Raw genomic sequence first — 18,608 nt, 5'->3', positions numbered from 1 at the left:
TGGCCCGTGTGCGATTGGTTTCGGGTCTCGTCACTGCCGCATCAGGGTGTTAGCCTCGCCCGAGACAGGATGCCGAGAGGATCAGACTGTGTGGTCACCGAGTTTTGCGTTGCTAGCGGCCCGTCTGGCGCTGATCATCCTGTTCGCCTGGTTCGGCGCCATGAATTTCACCGCAGTCGGGGTAGCCACAGTCGAGGGCTGGCTGGCCGGTCACGCCCTCTTGTCGCAACTCGCCAACCAGGCCAGTTCGGCTGCCACCGCTATCGGTATCTACCAGCTTGTGGCCGCTGCGGTTCTGGCCGTGCCGATTGCGGGTTCGAGCTTTCACCGTATCGGCTATGCGATGATCGGGTTGTACGCGGCGCTAGCGCTCACCGTGCTGTTCACCAACCCGGTTTGGTCGGAAGCCGCCGGCGGGTTCCCGGCCATCGGTTCTGGTCAGGGAATCCTGAAATACGTCTCGATACTCGGTCTGGCCCTGTGGGGCGGCAGTTTCGGGACCGGACGCATGTTCACGCACCGGCATTCGGAGATGCGCCTGTGGAGCCAGCCCATCATGTGGTTCGGCCTTGTGCTCGTGCTCGGCTGGATCGGCGCGATGAAATTCACCGCTGTCGAGGCGGCGGGAATCGAGCCCCTGCTGCGCACCAGCCTGTTATTCTCCTGGATTGTCGGCCTGCTGCCGGTGCAACAGATTTCCAATGCCATTGGCGTCGTGGAATTGCTCACCGTGGCAGCGCTGGCTGGCTTCTGGTTCAATCGGCGGCTCTACCGGATCGGACTATGGCTCTGTCTGGTCACATTCCTGGTGACGTTGAGCTTCCTGCTCAGCTTCCCGGGCGCTTGGGAGGCCGGGCTGGGAGGTTTTCCGGCGCTGTCTCCGACCGGGCATTTCCTGCTCAAGGACCTCATCTTGTTCGCTGTCGCGCTGGCATTAATGGCGGAGACCGGGCGTGAGGGCGTACACCGCATGCGCTAAGTCGCGTTAGCGGGTTGACGCGGAATTTCACCGTAACGTTCTGAAATGCGGTTCACACTTGTTGTGCCGAAGGTGTCTGCAGCTTGACCGTACCGGTTGGCTACCTATCGTGCCTGCCTGGCTTGGGAGAATGACCGCATGGGAGTGTTCGGTACGATCGGACGAGAGTTCAGCTATCTGTCCGGTATGCTCCGGGTCCTTGGCCAACTTCGCAAGACGGGGCCGGGGTCCGGCGTGAGGGTGCCCGACCACATCGAGAAAACCGTTGATGCTTGGCCGGACCGGCCCATGGCCATTCTTGATGATGACGTGATTACCTATGCGCGCTTCGATGCCTACGCCAATCGCGTGGCGCGCTGGGCAATGGCTCAAAACCTCGGTGCGGGTGACACGGTTGCTCTGTTCATGAGCAATCGCTGGGAATACATCGCCATCTGGTTTGGCCTGTCCAAGGTCGGCGTGGTGACGTCCCTGATCAACACCCAGCTCACCGGGGCATCCCTGGCCCACTGCCTGACCATCGGCGAAACCCGGCACGCCATTGTCGAGGGAGATCTGGGCGAGGCTTTCCAATCTGCCCGCGCGTGCGGTATCGGCGAAGTGACAGCCTGGGTGGTCGATGGCGAGACGCCAGGCGCAGCTGACCTGACCTCGGCATTGGCCGGGCAGAGCGGCGAGCGCGTGGATCCCGCCGCCCGGGCGGACGTGAAGCCGGAAGATCCGGTGCTGAAGATGTTCACCTCCGGCACGACCGGCCTGCCCAAGGCGGCGCTGATGACCCACATTCGCGCGCTCTACTATCTCAATGTCTTCGCCACCGTGTCGAAAAGCCGCGAGACGGATCGCATGATGATGGTTCTGCCGCTTTATCACGCCACCGGCGGGTTGTGCGGTGTCGGCTGCGCGCTGTCATTCGGCGGGGCGCTGGTCATTCGCCCCAGGTTTTCCGCCTCGTCCTTCTGGCCCGATGCCGTGCGCTTTGCCGCGACGCAATTCATGTATGTCGGCGAGCTGTGCCGTTTTCTGATCAATTCGCCGCCGGTGTCGGAGGAGAAACAGCACTCCATCCGCTGTGCCATCGGCAATGGCATGCGCAAGGATGTGTGGCTCGAGTTCAATGAGCGGTTCGAGATCCCTGACATCATCGAATTCTACGGGTCCACTGAAGGCAATGTTGGCCTGGTCAATACGACCAACCAACCTGGAGCCATCGGCCGCGTGCCGTTCTACCTGAAAAGCCGTTTCAATATTGACCTGGTGAAGTTCGACCTGGCGACCGAGAAGCCGGTGCGCGGCCCGGACGGACATTGCATCCCGTGCGGGCCGGGGGAAGTCGGCGAGGCGATCGGCCGTATCGACCCTGAGGATGCCCGGTTCCGGTTCGACGGATATGGGAGCAAGGCAGATACCGAGAAGAAGATCCTGCGTGACGTCTATGAGGAGGGAGACGCCTGGTTTCGCACTGGTGACCTGATGACGCGTGACAGGGATGGCTACTATTATTTCGTCGACCGGGTCGGCGACACGTTCCGCTGGAAATCGGAAAATGTGGCTACCGGCGAGGTGGCGGCGGCGTTCAATCTGGACGGTATCGAACAGGCCAATGTCTATGGCGTCGAGGTCAAGGGCCATTCCGGGCGGGCGGGTATGGCCGCGCTTGTGACCGATCCCGCCACGCTGGATCTGCAAGCATTGCACAGTCATGTGCATGAAGCCCTGCCAGCCTACGCCCGTCCGCTTTTCCTGCGCCTCCAGGAGCAGACCGATACGACGGGAACGTTCAAGTTCCGCAAGGTGGATCTGGTCAAGCAGGGCTTTGATCCGGCGGCGGTGGACGACCCTATCCTGTTCGATCACCCCGGCGAGGGGCGATATGTGCCCATGACCTCGGACTTGTATCAGGATATCGTCTCGGGAAAACTGAGGGTATGACGGCCAGCCACCCCACGCCCGAGCAAATCCTGCATTTCTGGTTTGAGGATGTGCGTGGACAGGATTGGCCGAAGGCGACGGCGGCACTTGATGCGCGGGTGCGGCGCAAGTTCGCCCGGCCAATCCGCGAGGAGGCGCGGCGCTACTGGGATGGCCGGCATCCCTGGATGGAAGCCGCCGACAGCGCGTTGGCGCTGATCATCCTGTTCGACCAGTTCCCCCGTCATGTCTGGCGCGGGTCGAACAAGGCCTTCGCCTTTGACGGGCTGGCACGTGAGATTGCGCGCCACATGGTGAGCCGCGGCTGGGACTGGGCCATCGAGCCCGGGCGGCGCAGCTTCATCTACCTACCTTTCATGCACTCCGAAGACCTCGCCGACCAGGAGCTGAGCGTCGAGCTGTATCGGACACGGCGGGAGAATGTGGATGACCCGGTCAACCCGCATGCCATCGCCCACCGCGAGCTCATCGAACGTTTTGGCCGTTTTCCATACCGAAACGAGGCGCTGGGGCGGAGCAATACGGCGGATGAAGAAGCGTGGCTGGCCGGCAAAGGCTACCGGCCCGGATAGCGCGCCCCGGACAGTTTGACTCGGCAATTTCCGCCGTGCGGAAGGCCTGTCCCGTGGCCTGCGCCGAGCCTGTGTTTTAATTTGCTGATTTCATTAATCTTATTTGGGCCGGCATGATGGCCCCGCGCTTGCTCCTGTGATGGCTAGTTCTAATCCAGGAGTGTCCGCATGTCGGTCCACGTACACATCACCGTTGAAGATATCCGCCAGATCGCCTGGACCATGGTCGATCTGCATGGGGCCGAGGCCATCGGATATGCCGACGAGGCGATGACGGACTGCAACACCAACGGCCAGCCGGAAGGCGCCGAAGCCTGGCGCGCGCTGCGCTCGGTGATGGAAGATGCTCTGGCCGGGCGGCTGGCGCGCGAGGGCGCGATCACCCTTCACTGAACGGGCGCATAGAGCGCGGCATTCCGCGGTTGCCACGACCGTGCTAGGTCGATGGCATGTCCTATGCTGCCTGGCCCAGCGCCCTGTCCAAACTCAAGCTTGACGATGCGTTCGAACCGGAGCGTGCGGCGGCGCGTCTGCGTCAGGCCCTGCGCAAGGCGACACCGCTGATCGACGGCAAGCCTGAACCAGTCGGAGCGGTGCGCGAATTGACTGTTCCAGGGCCCGATGGCGAACGACCTGCGCGGCTGTACGTGCCTGCGGGGAATGAGGGGCCGTCACCCTGCGCGTTATACCTGCACGGTGGCGGTTATGTGATCGGCGATCTCGACACGCACGACCCGTTGTGCCGCCGTCTGGCGGCGATGTCCAATGTGCGCATCGTCGCGCTGGACTATCGCCTGGCACCCGAACATGTGTTCCCGGCCGCGGTCGAGGATGCCCTGACCGCTCTCGACTGGATCGCCGGAGATGGCGCCGGGGTTGCTGGTGCGAACCCGGACATGCTGGCCGTCGCCGGGGATTCCGCCGGGGGCGGATTGGCCGCAGTGGTGGCTCAGGAGCGCCGCGCCCGGATACGCTTCCAGCTGCTGATTTACCCCCTCCTGCAATTGGCGGAACGGCGCAAGTCCAAACCCAAGGCGGTTGAAGGACATCTGCTGTCGACGCTGGCGTTGGACCAGATCGTGCGGGCCTATATGCCCGGCGGGGATGTGCGTGATCCCCGTGTGTCTCCACTGTTCCAGGACGATCTCGCGGGCTTGCCGCCCGCGCACATATTCGCGGCCGAGCTGGACCCGCTGTTCGATGAGGGGGCGGCGTATCGCGATCGACTGCGAGCCGGCGGGCTGGACTGCGGCTACACGCTCGGTAAAGGCATGCCGCACGGATATTTCAACCTGACCCAGGTGGTTCCGGGGGCGCGTGCGCTGGTGCACGAGGCGGCAGCCGTGCTGGCTGACGGGCTGCGCCGCTGATCGGGTTTGCTTTTGCACGCCCGAATGACCAGCTTGATCGGATGACCGATCCCTCCCGTACCGAGTTTCGCTACCGGCCCGACCCGCGCTTCGCGGCGCTTGGGGACGTGTTTTCCGATGCCGTGGAGCCGGCGGCCTTCCCCAAAGCGCAAGAAGCGCTACTGGAATGTGGCCTGGGCTGCTCGTGTTGGTCTGGACAATCTGGATGCGGGGGCGCGGCAAGCGCATTTCCACCGCTTTGAGCCTTTGGCGGACAATCAAGCCGGGCCACGGGCCATGCGCTATCACGGGCACCAGTTCCGGTCCTACAATCCCGAACTCGGGGATGGCCGCGGCTTCCTGTTTGCCCAGCTTCGCGATGACCAGGATCGACTGCTTGATCTGGCCACCAAGGGATCGGGCCAGACGCCTTGGTCGCGTGGCGGCGATGGCCGGCTGACGCTGAAGGGCGCGGTGCGGGAAGTGCTGGCGGCGGAAATGCTGGAAGCCCTCGGGGTCTACACCTCCAAGGCTTTCTGTGTTTTCGAGACCGGCGAGCAATTGGCTCGCAATGACGAGCCATCCCCAACCCGCTCGGCTGTACTGACCCGGTTGGGACATTCACACGTGCGCTTCGGCACCTTCCAGCGCCAGGCAGCGCTGGGCTCCGAGGAGGGGGTGCGCACGCTCACCGACCATGTGGTTTCTGTCTATCACCCCGACTTGGCCGATTCGGAGGATCGCGCTGCGGCCTTGCTGGACCGTGTCGTTGAGGTCAGTGCCCGCCTGGTGGCCCGCTGGATGGCGGCGGGCTTCGTGCACGGTGTGCTCAATACCGACAATCTCAATGTGACGGGCGAAAGCTTTGATTACGGGCCGTGGCGCTTCCTGCCACACTACGAACCGGGCTTCACGGCAGCCTATTTCGACCAGACGGGCCTGTACGCCTATGGTCGCCAGCCCGAAGCGGTTTACTGGGCCCTGCAACAGCTCGCCGGAGCGCTGGCGCTGATCGGCGACCGCTTGGCGCTCGAAGCAGCGCTGGGGCGCTTTCCGGCGGTCTATCGAGAAGCGGTGCTGGCCGCATTTCTGGACAGATTTGGTGTGGCCTCGCGAGGAATGGCGGAAGATGAGGCCCTGCTGCGCGCCTTCCTGGCCTTCATGCAGGCAAGCCAGATGCCATGGGAAGCGGTGTTCTTCGACTGGTTCGGAGGGGCGGCATCAGAGTCGCGAGCCATGAGCGGGGACCGCGCGGTGATTTATCGGGGCGAGGCCTTCGATGCCTGGCACGGCCTGTTGTCGCGGCACCAACCGGCCAGGGCGGAGCGGCTCGATAATGTGTACTTTGAGCGTCGGAATCCGGTTGCAATGACCATTGAAGTGGTCGAGTCGACCTGGGACGCGATTGCCGACAGGGATGACTGGTCTGCCTTCAATGGTCTCCTCGGCGAGATCCGGGAGGCGGCTGCGGCTTACAGGTTGGGCGAAGGGCGAGCGGGGTTTCTGCAACATGATTGAGATGGAACAGGCAGCCCATCTGGGCGGGGAAACGGGTCTGGTGCACGGTTTCACGACCCGCCAGGGCGGCACCAGCGAAGGGCCGTATGCTTCCCTCAACCTGACACGGTCTCGCGGTGACGAGGCGGGCCGGGTGGCGGACAATCGCGAGCGGGTGCGCCAGGCGCTGGGACTGGAGCAGCTGGTGTTTGCCACACAGGTTCACGGGCGCAGCGTGCTGCGTGTCGACGGACCGCCCAAGGGTGAGCAACCCGCCGGAGAGGCCGATGCGTTGATCACCAACCAGCCCGGACTGGGCCTCGTCTGCCAGACCGCAGATTGCACGCCGATCCTGATCTTCGACCCGGTCCAGCGGGCTGTGGCGGCCATCCACTCCGGGTGGCGCGGCACGGTTCAGAACATCGTCGAGGCGACGGTGGCGGCTCTGGGCGAGGCCTATGGCTCGCGTCCTACGGACTTGCTGGCGGCGATCGGTCCGTCGATCTCGCCGCAGAACTATCGTGTCGGACCGGAAGTCGTCGCCGAGTTCGAGGCCGTGTTCCAACAGTCGGGGGGCATCCTGTCGCCGCGTGACCCGGAAGGCGGCGCGCATCTTGATGTTGGCGAGGCGTGCCGGCGCCAGCTCATCATCGCGGGATTGCCGGAAACTCACGTTCAGCAGTCACCCCTGTGCACCTATGCCGACCGGACGCGCTTCTTCTCGGCCCGCCGATCGCACCATGACGGTGAGACCGGCGTATTTGGTGGGCAGGCGGGGATTATCGGCTTGGTTCGTGATTGACGCGGGTAGGCAGGCTTGATCTGCTGGCCACACCCCATCGCCGTTCCCGGAGATTCCAGTCATGACCGAAACCCTCGCCTATGCAGCCCCGTCCGCCGATGCCGACCTCGGCCCACTGACCATTGAGCGTCGGGCGCCGGCCGCCGACGAGGTGCAGATCGAGATCAGCCATTGCGGGGTCTGTCATTCCGACCTCCACCAGGCCAGGAATGACTGGAAGAACACGCTCTATCCGTGCGTTCCCGGCCACGAGATCATTGGCCGCGTGACGGCTACAGGCGCTGATGTAAGCCGGTTTTCCAAAGGTGATACCGTTGGAGTCGGCTGTATGGTCGACAGCTGCGGGTCCTGTCGCAATTGCGAGGACGGGCTGGAGCAGTACTGCTTGCCCGGCTTCACGGGCACTTATAACGGCACGCTCGCCGATGGGCACACATTCGGCGGCTACTCACAGCGCATCACGGTGCGCGAGGCCTTTGTACTTCGTGTACCGGAGAAGCTCGACCCGGCCGCTGCCGCGCCACTGCTGTGCGCCGGCATTACGACCTACTCGCCGCTGCGCAACTGGAATGTCGGCAAGGGTGACAGGGTCGGCGTCGTCGGACTGGGCGGGCTGGGACACATGGCGGTCAAGCTGGCGGCAGCGATGGGCGCGGAGGTGACCCTGTTCACGACATCGCCGGGCAAGGCCGAGGATGCCAAGCGGCTGGGCGCGTCGAACGTCGTGATCTCCAAGGACCGCGAGGCCATGAAAGCGATCGCCGGTACTCTGGACTTCATCCTCAACACGGTGGCCGCCTCGCACAAGCTCGACCCGTATCTCGACTGCCTCAAGCTGGACGGAACGATGTGTCTTGTTGGTGCACCCGACGAGCCGCACCCCTCGCCCTCGATCGGGCGCCTGATCGGGCGCCGCCGGGCGCTCGCCGGTTCGCTGATCGGCGGGATCGCCGAGACGCAGGAGATGCTCGATTTCTGCGCCGAGCATGACATCGCCTGCGACATTGAAATGATCGCCATGGATGAGATCAACGAAGCCTATGAGCGTATGCTCAAGGGTGATGTGAAATACCGCTTCGTGATCGATATGAGCTCTTTGTCCTGACCTCGGTCAGAACATTCAGTTCAGCACCCATTTGAGCTGCAGCTGGGTCACGTTCTCCGTGACGCCGTCGACCCCGAACTTGTTGTGCCAGTACTGGTGTTCGAGACCCGCATAGAGGCGGCCGGGGCGATCGGCGAGGGCGCCAATGTCCCACAGCAGGCGCGGCACGACGAGCTGGTTGGCGACGCCATGTCCCTCGGCGCCAGCAAGGTCGCTGAAGCCTTCGGCGAGAAAGCGCTGGCCACCGATCTCGAACGGCGCGTTCCAGACCAGGGTGGCCTGTACCGTGCTGCCGGAACGGCGCGGGTCGTCACGGTAGAAACCATGAAGGCGGACGAACCGGAATCCGGGAATGTCCAGATCGACGGCGAGACCGGCTAGATAGCGCTGCAGACCTGCCTCGCCGCGCTCGTAATTGGCGGCCAGCAGGACATCGCGCACCGGTCCGGTGCTCCAGTCGCGGCCGGTCAGGCGGCCGAGGCTGAGCCGGGGTGTGATCTCGCCGTAGAGTGCCGCGTCGCCGTTATTGTCGAATGCGATGTCTGTGAAGATGAAGAGGTCGCCAACGGACCAGCGGCTGGCATGCTCCAGCGTGATTATCGAGCGGTCCGTCGGGCCCAGCCGATAGCCCGAGCCGCGAAGCACCTGGACGTTTTCGCTGTGCCATTCGAGCGGGCTATCGGCTGCGACTGGGGCCGCAAGGCCCAGAGCAAGGCCAAGGATGGCGAGACGGTGCAGCATGAATGGTCCTCCAGCGACAATCCTAGCGGTTCGCCGACTGGGTGCGGGGTCATAATTGAAAACCCGACCGCAGACCTGGTGACCCCGACAGGATTCGAACCTGTGACCTACGGATTAGGAATCCGTTGCTCTATCCGACTGAGCTACGGGGCCATGAGGGCGTCTTAGCGGGTTTCGGGGCGGGGCTGAAGGCCGTTATGTTGCAGGCGCCACAGCAGGATGTCGATGCGGTCCTGACCGAAGAAGGGCTCGCCTTCATGGACGAGGGTCGGAACGCCCCAGTGACCGGCGGCTTCCAGTGCGGCTTCATTGCCAGCGATGATGGCATCGAGACGATCGGTCTGCGTTTCCGCTGTGTCGATGACGGCGTCGGCATCAAGACCGGCTTCTGTCAGAGCGGCGTCCAGAACGCCTTCATCGGTCCAGCGCTGGCCAGACCAGATGTGGCTTGAGAGCGCCATCAGGGCAGCCAGGCCGTGTCCGGTCTCCTCGGCGATGACGCCAATGCGGGTGAGGCGGTGGATGTGGGGTTGCTCGGCGGCAGCGCGCGGTCGGCCCTCTTCCATGACCACCGGATCCGGATTGGGCAGCGCGATCTTCATGTCCAGATAGTCCGCCAGCCGCATGACGTCGATCAGGAGATAATTCATCCAGCCGGGGTGTTCGCGCTCAAAGAAGTCCGGTTGGCGCAGGGCCAGCGGGCGCACCGGTCGGACCCGGATGTCGAGGCACCAGTCTCTTTCCAGGCCGATCAGTCGCGGCAGGGCCAGATAGCTGTACGGGCTGCGAAAGGACCAGAACAGGTCGAGCTGTTTCGTCATCCGGCCAGTAAGCCACTCTCGCAGTGCGATGGGAAGGGGAGCACAAGAAAAGGGCGGCCGGATGAACTGGGGCGCCCTTTTCGTTGTAATGCCTGGCGTTTGATCAGCGGACGCGTTCGCTCAGCGTATTGAGGTGCTGGGCCACTTCCTGGGTCGCCTGGGTCATCTGGTCGACGGCTTCCTTGCCGCGGGCCACCGACTGGCCGGATCCGCGTACGCCGTCGAGGATTTCCTTCACTTCGGCATCGAGGGCGGAGATCCGCGCCGCAATGTCTTCGGTTGCCTTGGCGGTCTGGCCGGCCAGCGCCTTGACCTCGCCGGCAACGACGGCGAAGCCGCGGCCGGCATCGCCGGCGCGCGCCGCCTCGATGGTGGCGTTCAGGGCGAGAAGGTTGGTCTGGGATGCGATCGCCTCGATGGTCGAGAGAATGGCATTGATGCGCTGGGAGGCGTCAGTGAGGGCCTCGACCCGGCGCTCCAGTACCTGGCTCGATTCCTCGACCTGGTTCATGGCATCGCGCGCCACCTGGGCAGCTTCGGCTCCTTGGGAGGCCCGCATGGCCGTTTCCCCGACCGCCTGGGCGATGGCGTGGGAGTCAGTTTCGTGGCCGTCCTCGGAATAAGGAGCCATCGCGTCGTCGGAAAAGGCATGGGCGTTCATGGTGGGCGCTTCCCTGATTACATGTTTCAGCCAGCTTTAGGGGGAGATGGTAAACGGAAAGGTAAACACGGCGGGACACGGTGCATTTTTTGCGAGATCACATATTTTATCACTCACGTGGAAGTGGTATAGATTGCCTTGGCTCCTCAAGGTTAGATCGCTGTGTGGGGTCAGGGTCGGGGCAATGGGTCGACTGGAAGCGGTATGGGGCGACAGACCGTCGAGGTCATTTTCTCGTCCGGGCGGGCTGCAGTGTTCATCATGGGGCGCAAGGAGACCGCTATGCGCATTCAGGTCCTGTTCGCCCTCGTTTGTGGCGCCTGCATGGCTTGTTCGGCCCCGGCGCAGCCATTCGAGGCCGGAGAAACCGGTCAGCCGGGGCAGGTGACAGGGCCCTTGAGTTTTGTGCTCCTCGAGACCGAACCATCCGGCGAAAATGATATGGCGGACCTGTCTGCCGCCAGCCGAGGGGGTTCGGGAAGCAGTCCCGTGGATGCGAACTCTCTCGGTCTCGAAGTGCGACTTGCGGCCTTGGACGCCCCTGACCGGGAGCGAGCGCAAATCGCCTTGAGTGAATACCTGTCGGAAAGCACAACGCTCCGGCTCGCCTACGACGGTCCACGCCGGGATCGCTATGACCGGGCCCTGGCGCAGGTGTTCCTGGGGGACGAGCCAACGGCTCGCTGGTTACAGGCCGAGCTGGTGTCTTCCGGTGCGGCGCGCGTGCTCAGCCATGCCGACAACCGGTTGGCAGTGGTCGACCTGCTGGGCCTTGAGGCTGAGGCGCGGAAGAGGCTGGCCGGATTGTGGGGTGATGCGCGCTACCGGGTCCGGGACACTCATCCGGATGGACTGGCGCAGGATGTAGGCTCGGTACAATTGGTAGAGGGCCGGGTGATCAGCGCCACCAGGCTGCGCTCCGGCCAGATGTACCTGAACTTCGGTACCGACTACCGCACCGACTTCACGATTTCCGTGGCGCCCGAGCACGAAGACGCGTTCGACGCCGCCGGTCTTACGCCGGCGGCGCTGGAAACCCGTCGAGTCCGGGTGCGGGGTTGGTTGGAGATGCAAAACGGACCGATGATCCGCATCGACCACCCCGAGCGCATCGAAGTGCTGGACGAAGACCCCGCCTGACCAGTCCACATCGCGTCAAACACGGTCCGCGAGCCGGTGTCAGCCCGAGGGCAGCAGGCCGGCTTCTGCCGGGTCCCCGACGATCTCGGTAAGCTGGCGTTTCAGCTTGCCGAGGGCCGCCGCCTCGATCTGACGGACCCGTTCCTTGGATACACCAAGTGTGCGTCCCAGCGTTTCCAGTGTGACGGTGTCCTCGCCGAGGCGGCGCTCGCGTATCACCAGCTGCTCGCGCTCACTGAGCGTTGCGATGGCCTGTCCGAGCCAGAGCGAACGGCGCTCGCCGTCGGTGCGGGCCATGACTTCCTCTTCCGGGGCGGGGGCCTCGTCGACCAGGAAGTCCTGCATGGAGGACTGCTCGTCATCGCCGACCGGAGCATTCAGTGAACGGTCGGACCGGCTCAACCGGTCAGCCATGAAGTCGACGTCCTGGCGCTTGACCCGCAACTCTTCCGCGATGTGATCGCGGCGCTCCGGCGTCAGCCCAGAATTGTCGAGATCACCGATCTGTGCCCGCAGTCGGCGAAGATTGAAAAACAGTGTCTTCTGGGCCGAAGTGGTACCGGTGCGCACGATTGACCAGTTGCGCAGGACGAAATCCTGAATGCACGAGCGGATCCACCAGCTCGCATAGGTCGAGAAGCGGAAGCCGCGCTCGGGTTCGAACTTCTCGGCCGCCTTCATCAGGCCGATATGTCCTTCCTGGATCAGGTCGGCGACCGGCAGTCCGTAGCGCTTGAAACGGGTCGCGGTGGCAACCACCAGCCGCATGTGGGCTTCGGTCAGGCGATGCAGCGCCGGTTCGTCGCGCTCGTCTCGCCACAGGCGGGCGAGTTCAGCCTCCTCTTCGCGGTCCAGCAGGGCGCGGGACATGGCGTTTCGGACGAAACGCCGATCACCGTCGACGGCAGCCTGGGATGTAACCGGGGGGGTGGTCTGGCTCGATTTGGCCGGGGCAGAAGAACGCATGGGCAACCTCCTTGTCGCCCGGTCTACGTCTGCTGAAAGGGGCCGGATCACCCGGTGCTGCGCAAAGTGTACATGCCGTGCGGCTTCGCTGGCTTTGACGCACAACAAAAAAACGCCCGGCTGAAGCCGGGCGCCTGAAAGTCCTGATCGGCCGGTTGAACTAGGCCGCCTTCTTGGTGAGTGAGGCCGACAGCATTTCGCGGGCTTCGTCGTGCTCGATGTTCTCGACGGCCGCGAGTTCGCGGACCATCCGGTCCAGGGCCGATTCATAGAGCTGACGCTCCGAATAGGACTGTTCCGGCTGGTCGTCGGCGCGATACAGGTCGCGGACGACTTCCGCGATCTGGATCAGGTCACCGGAATTGATCTTGGCTTCGTATTCCTGGGCCCGGCGCGACCACATGGTCCGCTTGACCTTGGCCTTGCCTTTCAGCGTTTTCATCGCATCCTTGACGATACGGTCGCTGGAAAGAGGGCGCATGCCGGAGGCGTCGGCCTTGGCGGTTGGAACACGCAACGTCATTTTGTCCTGTTCGAACGTCACCACGTATACTTCGATGTCGAAGCCCGCGACGGTGTCCTTCTCGACACCGGTGACCTGCCCGACGCCGTGAGCGGGATAGACGATGAAGTCACCTTCAGTGAAAGACTTGTTGTCGTTGGCGGTTTTTTTCGTCATGGAGGCTCTCTCTCTTGGCTTTCCCTTCACGGAGGCACAATAAGCCGCAGTTCGCTCTCAAAGTATTCCGGCACCCACCCGGCTCTGAGATCGATAATGACTGCGTGCAATCCACCGTGCAGAAAAGCGGGCAGCGCAAGCCGCACTGCCCATCTGTGTGACGACCATACCACAATTTCGGAGAATTTCCAAACGGTAGCGTTTGGTTAACGGCTTGCCGCTAATCGCCGCTGCCCGGCTTCTCGGAGAAGTATTTCTCGAACTTGCCGCTCTCTTCCGCCATCGCGTCGGCATCCGGCGGCGGGTCCTTGCGGACCGTGATGTTGGGCCAGACCTCCGCGAACTTGGAATTGACCTCCAGCCACTTGCCGTTGGCTTCGTCCTCGGTGTCCGGCTTGATCGCCTCGACCGGACATTCCGGCTCGCAAACGCCGCAATCGATGCACTCGTCCGGGTGGATGACGAGGAAGTTCTCGCCCTCATAGAAGCAGTCGACAGGGCAGACTTCGACGCAGTCAGTGTATTTGCAGCGCACACAGGCGTCGGTGACGATATAGGTCATGGCTACCGGACTTGGGATCGGGGACAGGATTTTGGCGGGACATGGGCCGCACGGCCCGCTTTGTCAACGGCTGCGCAACCGTGCCTCTGCACGCGAGCGGGCAAACACCCGGTCACGATCCGTCAGGGCCAGGAGGGGGGAGATCCGCCGGATGAAGGCTTCCTCAAAGGGGGAGCGTTCGCCATCGGCGAGGCTGACCAGCCATAACTGCTCGAGCAGAGCGACACGTTCCTGGCCCGACAGGCAGGCCTTGATGACCTTGGTGAAGCGGTGGTGATCGATCGCGGCTTCCGCAAGTTCCTCGGCCTGGTCGAGCAATTTGGCGGCTTCACCCGAATCCAGCTCGAACGCCGCTTGCAGGATCGCGGTGATCTGGGCCTGTTCGCTGTCGGCGTAAATGCCGTCGACAAGGGCTGCTTCAACCAGCAGGGCCGCCGCCGCGACACGCGGGTTAAGTTCCGGGCGGGCTTCCGCGGACGCGGTCGCACCGAACAGGTTTTTCAAATTTTCGAACATGGTGGCTACGGCTCTTATTCAGCGTCCTGCGCAGAAACTTCGATCATGCGATCATAGCAGACCTGGGCCTCGCTTGCCGGTCCCCGGCGCACAGGCAGGTCGAGGACTTGCAGCCGCACAATCGTGCGGTTGACTACTAGCGTCAACGCGTCGCCACGGCGCACCAGTGCGGAGGCTTTGCTGATACGCCGTGTCGCTCCGTCCCGGGTCAGGCGCGTGCGGCCCTGGTTGACAGCGGCGCTGGCCAGTGTCCGGGTCTTGTAGAAGCGACAGCGCCAGAGCCAGATGTCGAGCCGCAAGGCGTCAGTATCCATTGTGTTACGACTTCTTGCGTTTGCGAGCCGGCCGCCGTTTCGGCTCTGCCTGGGCAGACAGTTCAAGGGTTGCCAGAGCGGCAAACGGACTGTCGGAGGGCACGGGTGCAGGTTCGGGCTTGCCCTGCCGCGCTTGCGGCCGGACTCGCTTCTGACCACCGCCCTTGCGCCGATCCCAGCGTTCACCTTCGGCCTTCTCCGGATCCGGACCCTTCTGGATGCGCCGATAGCCCAGTGCAGTCAGTGTGCCGCGGATGTCCTCAACCGAACAGCCGAGCAAGGCGGTCATGTCGGCGGTTAGCGGGAAGCCCGCCTCCTTGTCGGCCTGGCGCGCTTCACGAACCGTATCGGCGAGGCGCTCCAGCATATCGAAGCGTACCGCCCGCGGCCCGCACGGCAGGAAGCCGATGGCGGCATAGTCGGAGCGCGAGTGCGAGCGGTCATTGGCTATCGACGTCAGACCGGGCGCCGGCAGCCAGGAAATGTCCGGTTCGCCGCGGTGGATCGATTGCAGCAGAGCATTGAGGCGGGCCGGGGCGGGCTTCACCATTTCGGGCACATAGACCATGTGTTCGCCGATGCGCACGCCAACCTGGCGCAGGGCGCGCCGCTCGGGCTGGCCAAGCGTGCGAACCTCGTCGGAGATGGAGAAGCGGGGCAGCGCGCCGCCGGCTTCGTGCAGGCGCCAGGCGAGGCCGCGCGCCGGTCCGGGAATGCTGTCAGACTGGCCCGCTTCACGCAGGCGAAAAATGGGTGCGAGCTGCTTGGCGATGTGCTCGCGCACGCGGGCCTCCAGGGCGGCCCGCGCTTGGCCCTTGGCGGCCTCGGCGCCGAGATCGCCGCCGGTCAGCCTGACCCCGGGCTGGAACGGCGTCGGGCCAGTGGTGAGTTGGGCAACCAGATCGTCTTTCCAGCGAATATGGCCATCATCTGTAAAACTGAGTTCGTCCATGTTTGTCCTGGCCAAGGCCCCCAAGCGGCGATTGATTTCCGGTCGCAGCGCCTTGAGCGCCACGGATTTGAGTGTACGCGCGGCAATTTCGCGCCCTTCTGCATCGGGCCGGAAGGACAATCCGTCAAGCCGTCCGACGAAATGCCCCTCAATGGTGACTTCCCCGTCCCGCGATACTCCGGCCAGAAGATCACGTTCGTCGCGCAGGCCTTTCATCAGCGCACTGGTGCGCCGGTCGACGAAGCGCTGCATGAGCCGTTCGTGCAAGGCGTCGGACAAGCGATCCTCAACGGCGCGTGTCCGTTCGCGCCACAGGGCCGGATCTTCCATCCAGTTGGCCCGGTGCGCCGCATAGGCCCACGTCCGCACATGAGCGAGCCGGGTCGCGAGCGCATCGACTTCGCCCTGGGTGCGGTCAAGACGAGACAGATGCCCCTCAACCCAGCTGTCAGGCAGACGACCATTCTCCTGGGTAAGGTGCATGAAGAAGGACTTCACCAGCCGGGCATGCGCATCCAGCGTGGCGCGCCGGAAGTCGGGCAGCCGACAGGCGTCCCACAGGCGACGGACACCGCCCGCATGACGGGTCCGGTCCAGGATGTCGGGATCGCTGGCCAGCAGTCCCAGCGTGCGCTCGTCTATCGCCTCCTCAGAGCGTTCGAGAGCCTGGTCGGGCGATGGCCGGCCAAGCGAGTCGAGCAGCGCGGGCAGGCTGGTTTCGTCGAGGGCCGGGTTGCGCCACTTCAGCCGCGTCACAGGGGCAAAACGGTGGTCTTCGATGGCACTGACCACATCCGCGCCAAACGGGTGGCAGTCGGCCGTCTCGCCAAAGCTTCCGTCGCTGCGAAAGCGCCCGGCCCGGCCTGCAATCTGGGCCAGCTCGGCATTCGTCAGGCGACGCCGGCGGCGGCCATCGAACTTTCGGCTTTCGGCGAAGGCGACATGGTCGATATCCATGTTCAGACCCATGCCGATGGCGTCGGTGGCGACCAGGAAATCAACCTCACCGGACTGATAAAGCTCGACCTGGGCGTTGCGGGTGCGCGGGGACAGCCCGCCCATCACCACTGCGGCTCCACCCCGCCGCCTGCGCAAAAGTTCGGCGATCGCGTAAACGGCCTCGGCGGAGAAGGCGACCACGGCCGAACGGCGCGGCAGGCGGGTGATCTTGGCGGGGCCGGTGTGGGTCAGGCGGGAGAACCGTTCGCGCTGCACGAGGTCGGCTTCGGGCACCAGGTGGCGGATCATCTGCGTCATGCTGGCGGCGCCGAGCAGCATGGTCTCTTCCGTACCGCGCGCCCGCAGGAGGCGGTCGGTGAAGACATGTCCGCGTTCCCGGTCGGCCGCCAGCTGGACCTCGTCGACGGCGACGAAGGCTACCCGCTTTTCGACCGGCATCGCCTCGACCGTGCAGATGAAATACCGTGCAGTGGAGGGCACGATCTTTTCTTCCCCGGTGATCAGGGCGGCCGCGCCGGGGCCACGCGCCTTGACCACTCGATCATAAACTTCGCGTGCCAGAAGGCGCAGTGGCAGACCGACCATGCCTGACGAGCGCGACAGCATGCGCTCAACCGCGAGGTGGGTCTTGCCAGTATTGGTGGGCCCGAGCGCCGCCGTGATGACGCCCGGTGCGATGTTGCGCGCAACCATGCGGCAATTCCCTGTCAGCTGCGAACCGGACTTAACCGGATCAGTTCAGCTCGATCGAGCGCGCGACGACAGTGGCGCCGCCGAAACCGGCATTGGTATGGATGCGCACCGGCACGTGGATTGATCCGTTGTCCATCGGGGCGAGCCAGAAGGTGATCGGACGAGCAATGTCTTCCGGCGTCGGAAATTCGTCCACCTCATAACCTGAAACCGGCTCGTAATAGGCGTGGCAAACCCGCGCATCGCCCGACCAGGCCCGGGTGCGGACCGCTTCTCTGCCGCCATCGACGAAACGCAAGTTGTAGCGGGCGCGCCCATCGAACACCGGCAATTGGCCTCGGCACACGGACTCGCCTTGTGCAACTGCGCCAACGCTCAGGGCCAGAAGCGTCGACAGCGGGTCGGCAGCGCCGCGGCGCTCTGTTTCGCTGGCGGGTGGTTCGCCCATATTGCCGAACGGCGGATTGATGTTCGGTGTCGCAACACCATCGGGGAAGTCGATGGCGACGATGCGGTTCTTGTTACTGGCGTGATTGAGGTGGCTGTACCGGAAAGGGCGGAGCTGCGGACCGTCCCGATAGCCGGTGACCCCGGCCTCGATGTCGGCATCCGAGAACAGGGCTGCGAGACCGGCGGTCGTGAAGCGAGCCGATGCCTGGTAGGTGTCTGATGAGAATTCGCTCGTGAGATTGATGTCGGCGACCTGGAAGATCAGAACCGAGCCGGAATAGCTGACGGAAAGGGTGCGGGTGTCGGCTGCGGCGGGGGAGACTGCCGCATCATCGGCCTTGGCCGGCAAGGCCAAACTGGCTGCCAAAAGGGTCACCGCACCGAAAACACTCAACTTTTTCACGTTACAAACTCCTTGTGTCCCGCTTAGATGGGGACGCGATGCCATCCTGCCAACTGCAATAACCGATGCAAACCCGCAGCAAGATGAACGCCACGCGCTTGACGGGATGACCGTGCTCCTTTATCTCGCCCGCTCTCGCACTGGTCGCAAGGCCTGTGCGCACGGATTATTTTCGACTCGAAAGGTGCGACTATGGCGCGTCGCTGCGAACTGACCGGAACGGGCGTGATGACGGGGAACAATGTTTCCCACGCGCAGAACAAGACCCGTCGCCGTTTCCTGCCGAACCTCTGCGATGTGACCCTGGCTTCCGACAAGCTGGGTCGCAGCTTCAAGCTCCGCATTGCCGCCAAGGCGCTGCGCAGCGTGGATCATGTGGGCGGCCTCGATGCCTTCCTTTTGAAGGCACGCGATGAAGGGCTCTCCGACCGGGCCCTCAAGATCAAGCGCGATCTCAAGAAGGCCCTCGCGGCCTGATCTGCCGGATCAATACCGAATTTGCACAACGCCCGCT

General features: G+C 63.8%; 20 protein-coding genes and 1 tRNA gene. 10 read left to right on the top strand and 11 right to left on the bottom strand.

What is annotated here, in order from left to right; genetic code table 11:
• The first annotated feature begins 109 nt into the window (after positions 1 to 109).
• From ACXYMR_RS02565 to ACXYMR_RS02530, 8 genes are all read left to right on the top strand, one after another.
• Positions 110 to 979, top strand: coding sequence for a YkgB family protein (locus ACXYMR_RS02565; RefSeq protein ID WP_458941185.1), 870 nt, complete (start codon positions 110 to 112; stop codon positions 977 to 979).
• 138 nt (positions 980 to 1,117) lie between these two features.
• Positions 1,118 to 2,911, top strand: a complete 1,794-nt coding sequence (locus tag ACXYMR_RS02560) for a long-chain-acyl-CoA synthetase (RefSeq protein ID WP_458941184.1) — start codon at positions 1,118 to 1,120, stop codon at positions 2,909 to 2,911.
• Positions 2,908 to 3,483 carry a DUF924 family protein gene (locus tag ACXYMR_RS02555; protein ID WP_458941183.1) on the top strand — a complete coding sequence of 192 codons (576 nt, stop codon included), beginning with the start codon at positions 2,908 to 2,910 and terminating at the stop codon, positions 3,481 to 3,483. The genes ACXYMR_RS02560 and ACXYMR_RS02555 overlap by 4 nt, the downstream gene beginning before the upstream one ends.
• A 168-nt stretch (positions 3,484 to 3,651) precedes the next feature.
• Entirely contained in the window at positions 3,652 to 3,876 is a 225-nt protein-coding gene (locus ACXYMR_RS02550; RefSeq protein ID WP_458941182.1) for a hypothetical protein, read from the top strand.
• Positions 3,877 to 3,932: 56 nt separating this feature from the next.
• A complete protein-coding gene (locus tag ACXYMR_RS02545) occupies positions 3,933 to 4,853 on the top strand; it encodes an alpha/beta hydrolase (RefSeq protein WP_458941181.1) in 921 nt (306 codons plus the stop codon).
• 117 nt (positions 4,854 to 4,970) lie between these two features.
• Positions 4,971 to 6,350 (top strand): protein adenylyltransferase SelO family protein, encoded by a 1,380-nt coding sequence (locus ACXYMR_RS02540; protein WP_458941180.1) that lies wholly within the window; start codon positions 4,971 to 4,973, stop codon positions 6,348 to 6,350.
• Positions 6,343 to 7,131, top strand: coding sequence for a peptidoglycan editing factor PgeF (pgeF, locus tag ACXYMR_RS02535; protein ID WP_458941179.1), 789 nt, complete (start codon positions 6,343 to 6,345; stop codon positions 7,129 to 7,131). The genes ACXYMR_RS02540 and pgeF overlap by 8 nt, the downstream gene beginning before the upstream one ends.
• Before the next feature lie 61 nt (positions 7,132 to 7,192).
• Positions 7,193 to 8,236: an NAD(P)-dependent alcohol dehydrogenase gene (locus ACXYMR_RS02530; protein ID WP_458941178.1), complete on the top strand. Its 1,044-nt coding sequence runs from the start codon at positions 7,193 to 7,195 to the stop codon at positions 8,234 to 8,236.
• A 15-nt stretch (positions 8,237 to 8,251) separates the two neighbouring features.
• Here the strand turns inward: ACXYMR_RS02530 and ACXYMR_RS02525 are convergent, their stop codons facing one another.
• The 4 genes from ACXYMR_RS02525 to ACXYMR_RS02510 form a co-directional block, all read right to left on the bottom strand.
• Positions 8,252 to 8,977 carry an outer membrane protein OmpK gene (locus ACXYMR_RS02525; protein ID WP_458941177.1) on the bottom strand — a complete coding sequence of 242 codons (726 nt, stop codon included), beginning with the start codon at positions 8,975 to 8,977 and terminating at the stop codon, positions 8,252 to 8,254.
• A gap of 76 nt (positions 8,978 to 9,053) precedes the next feature.
• Positions 9,054 to 9,130 (bottom strand) — tRNA-Arg (locus ACXYMR_RS02520).
• Between the two features lie 11 nt (positions 9,131 to 9,141).
• Entirely contained in the window at positions 9,142 to 9,798 is a 657-nt protein-coding gene (locus ACXYMR_RS02515; RefSeq protein ID WP_458941176.1) for a DsbA family protein, read from the bottom strand.
• Positions 9,799 to 9,901: 103 nt separating this feature from the next.
• Complete coding sequence (locus tag ACXYMR_RS02510; protein WP_458941175.1) at positions 9,902 to 10,459, bottom strand: methyl-accepting chemotaxis protein; 558 nt, start codon at positions 10,457 to 10,459, stop codon at positions 9,902 to 9,904.
• 282 nt (positions 10,460 to 10,741) lie between these two features.
• Here ACXYMR_RS02510 and ACXYMR_RS02505 point away from each other — a divergent pair, with 282 nt between their 5' ends.
• Positions 10,742 to 11,599 (top strand): thermonuclease family protein, encoded by an 858-nt coding sequence (locus ACXYMR_RS02505; RefSeq protein ID WP_458941174.1) that lies wholly within the window; start codon positions 10,742 to 10,744, stop codon positions 11,597 to 11,599.
• Positions 11,600 to 11,638: 39 nt separating this feature from the next.
• Here the strand turns inward: ACXYMR_RS02505 and ACXYMR_RS02500 are convergent, their stop codons facing one another.
• From ACXYMR_RS02500 to ACXYMR_RS02470, 7 genes are all read right to left on the bottom strand, one after another.
• Complete coding sequence (locus tag ACXYMR_RS02500; protein WP_458941173.1) at positions 11,639 to 12,565, bottom strand: RNA polymerase factor sigma-32; 927 nt, start codon at positions 12,563 to 12,565, stop codon at positions 11,639 to 11,641.
• Positions 12,566 to 12,725: 160 nt separating this feature from the next.
• On the bottom strand, positions 12,726 to 13,244 hold the full coding sequence (locus ACXYMR_RS02495) for a CarD family transcriptional regulator (protein WP_458941172.1): 519 nt from the start codon (positions 13,242 to 13,244) through the stop codon (positions 12,726 to 12,728).
• Positions 13,245 to 13,464: 220 nt separating this feature from the next.
• Positions 13,465 to 13,806: a ferredoxin FdxA gene (fdxA, locus tag ACXYMR_RS02490; protein ID WP_458941171.1), complete on the bottom strand. Its 342-nt coding sequence runs from the start codon at positions 13,804 to 13,806 to the stop codon at positions 13,465 to 13,467.
• Positions 13,807 to 13,869: 63 nt separating this feature from the next.
• The gene (locus tag ACXYMR_RS02485) at positions 13,870 to 14,322 is read right to left on the bottom strand and encodes a tellurite resistance TerB family protein (RefSeq protein ID WP_458941170.1); all 453 of its coding nucleotides are present in this window, start codon (positions 14,320 to 14,322) and stop codon (positions 13,870 to 13,872) included.
• Between the two features lie 14 nt (positions 14,323 to 14,336).
• Positions 14,337 to 14,636 (bottom strand): RNA-binding S4 domain-containing protein, encoded by a 300-nt coding sequence (locus ACXYMR_RS02480; RefSeq protein WP_458941169.1) that lies wholly within the window; start codon positions 14,634 to 14,636, stop codon positions 14,337 to 14,339.
• 4 nt (positions 14,637 to 14,640) lie between these two features.
• A complete protein-coding gene (locus ACXYMR_RS02475) occupies positions 14,641 to 17,241 on the bottom strand; it encodes a helicase-related protein (protein ID WP_458941168.1) in 2,601 nt (866 codons plus the stop codon).
• Positions 17,242 to 17,281: 40 nt separating this feature from the next.
• Entirely contained in the window at positions 17,282 to 18,094 is an 813-nt protein-coding gene (locus ACXYMR_RS02470; RefSeq protein WP_458941167.1) for a DUF3108 domain-containing protein, read from the bottom strand.
• Between the two features lie 192 nt (positions 18,095 to 18,286).
• Here ACXYMR_RS02470 and rpmB point away from each other — a divergent pair, with 192 nt between their 5' ends.
• Positions 18,287 to 18,571 (top strand): 50S ribosomal protein L28, encoded by a 285-nt coding sequence (rpmB, locus tag ACXYMR_RS02465; RefSeq protein ID WP_458941166.1) that lies wholly within the window; start codon positions 18,287 to 18,289, stop codon positions 18,569 to 18,571.
• Positions 18,572 to 18,608 lie beyond the last annotated feature (37 nt).

This window comes from Maricaulis sp. CAU 1757 (assembly GCF_054482675.1).
The sequence above is the reverse complement of the archived record's forward strand: the minus strand, read 5'-3'. Positions and strand labels throughout refer to the sequence as shown.

What these genes read in the sequence shown, in the direction of transcription:
- ACXYMR_RS02505 (WP_458941174.1), top strand. Translation starts at nt 10,742, where the DNA reads ATGCGCATTCAGGTCCTGTTCGCCCTCGTTTGTGGCGCCTGCATGGCT.
- ACXYMR_RS02530 (WP_458941178.1), top strand. Translation starts at nt 7,193, where the DNA reads ATGACCGAAACCCTCGCCTATGCAGCCCCGTCCGCCGATGCCGACCTC.
- ACXYMR_RS02545 (WP_458941181.1), top strand. Translation starts at nt 3,933, where the DNA reads ATGTCCTATGCTGCCTGGCCCAGCGCCCTGTCCAAACTCAAGCTTGAC.
- pgeF (WP_458941179.1), top strand. Translation starts at nt 6,343, where the DNA reads ATGATTGAGATGGAACAGGCAGCCCATCTGGGCGGGGAAACGGGTCTG.
- ACXYMR_RS02495 (WP_458941172.1), bottom strand. Translation starts at nt 13,244, where the DNA reads ATGACGAAAAAAACCGCCAACGACAACAAGTCTTTCACTGAAGGTGAC.
- ACXYMR_RS02525 (WP_458941177.1), bottom strand. Translation starts at nt 8,977, where the DNA reads ATGCTGCACCGTCTCGCCATCCTTGGCCTTGCTCTGGGCCTTGCGGCC.
- ACXYMR_RS02500 (WP_458941173.1), bottom strand. Translation starts at nt 12,565, where the DNA reads ATGCGTTCTTCTGCCCCGGCCAAATCGAGCCAGACCACCCCCCCGGTT.
- ACXYMR_RS02540 (WP_458941180.1), top strand. Translation starts at nt 4,971, where the DNA reads ATGCCGTGGAGCCGGCGGCCTTCCCCAAAGCGCAAGAAGCGCTACTGG.
- ACXYMR_RS02485 (WP_458941170.1), bottom strand. Translation starts at nt 14,322, where the DNA reads ATGTTCGAAAATTTGAAAAACCTGTTCGGTGCGACCGCGTCCGCGGAA.
- rpmB (WP_458941166.1), top strand. Translation starts at nt 18,287, where the DNA reads ATGGCGCGTCGCTGCGAACTGACCGGAACGGGCGTGATGACGGGGAAC.
- ACXYMR_RS02560 (WP_458941184.1), top strand. Translation starts at nt 1,118, where the DNA reads ATGGGAGTGTTCGGTACGATCGGACGAGAGTTCAGCTATCTGTCCGGT.
- ACXYMR_RS02555 (WP_458941183.1), top strand. Translation starts at nt 2,908, where the DNA reads ATGACGGCCAGCCACCCCACGCCCGAGCAAATCCTGCATTTCTGGTTT.
- ACXYMR_RS02510 (WP_458941175.1), bottom strand. Translation starts at nt 10,459, where the DNA reads ATGAACGCCCATGCCTTTTCCGACGACGCGATGGCTCCTTATTCCGAG.
- fdxA (WP_458941171.1), bottom strand. Translation starts at nt 13,806, where the DNA reads ATGACCTATATCGTCACCGACGCCTGTGTGCGCTGCAAATACACTGAC.
- ACXYMR_RS02475 (WP_458941168.1), bottom strand. Translation starts at nt 17,241, where the DNA reads ATGGTTGCGCGCAACATCGCACCGGGCGTCATCACGGCGGCGCTCGGG.
- ACXYMR_RS02550 (WP_458941182.1), top strand. Translation starts at nt 3,652, where the DNA reads ATGTCGGTCCACGTACACATCACCGTTGAAGATATCCGCCAGATCGCC.
- ACXYMR_RS02480 (WP_458941169.1), bottom strand. Translation starts at nt 14,636, where the DNA reads ATGGATACTGACGCCTTGCGGCTCGACATCTGGCTCTGGCGCTGTCGC.
- ACXYMR_RS02515 (WP_458941176.1), bottom strand. Translation starts at nt 9,798, where the DNA reads ATGACGAAACAGCTCGACCTGTTCTGGTCCTTTCGCAGCCCGTACAGC.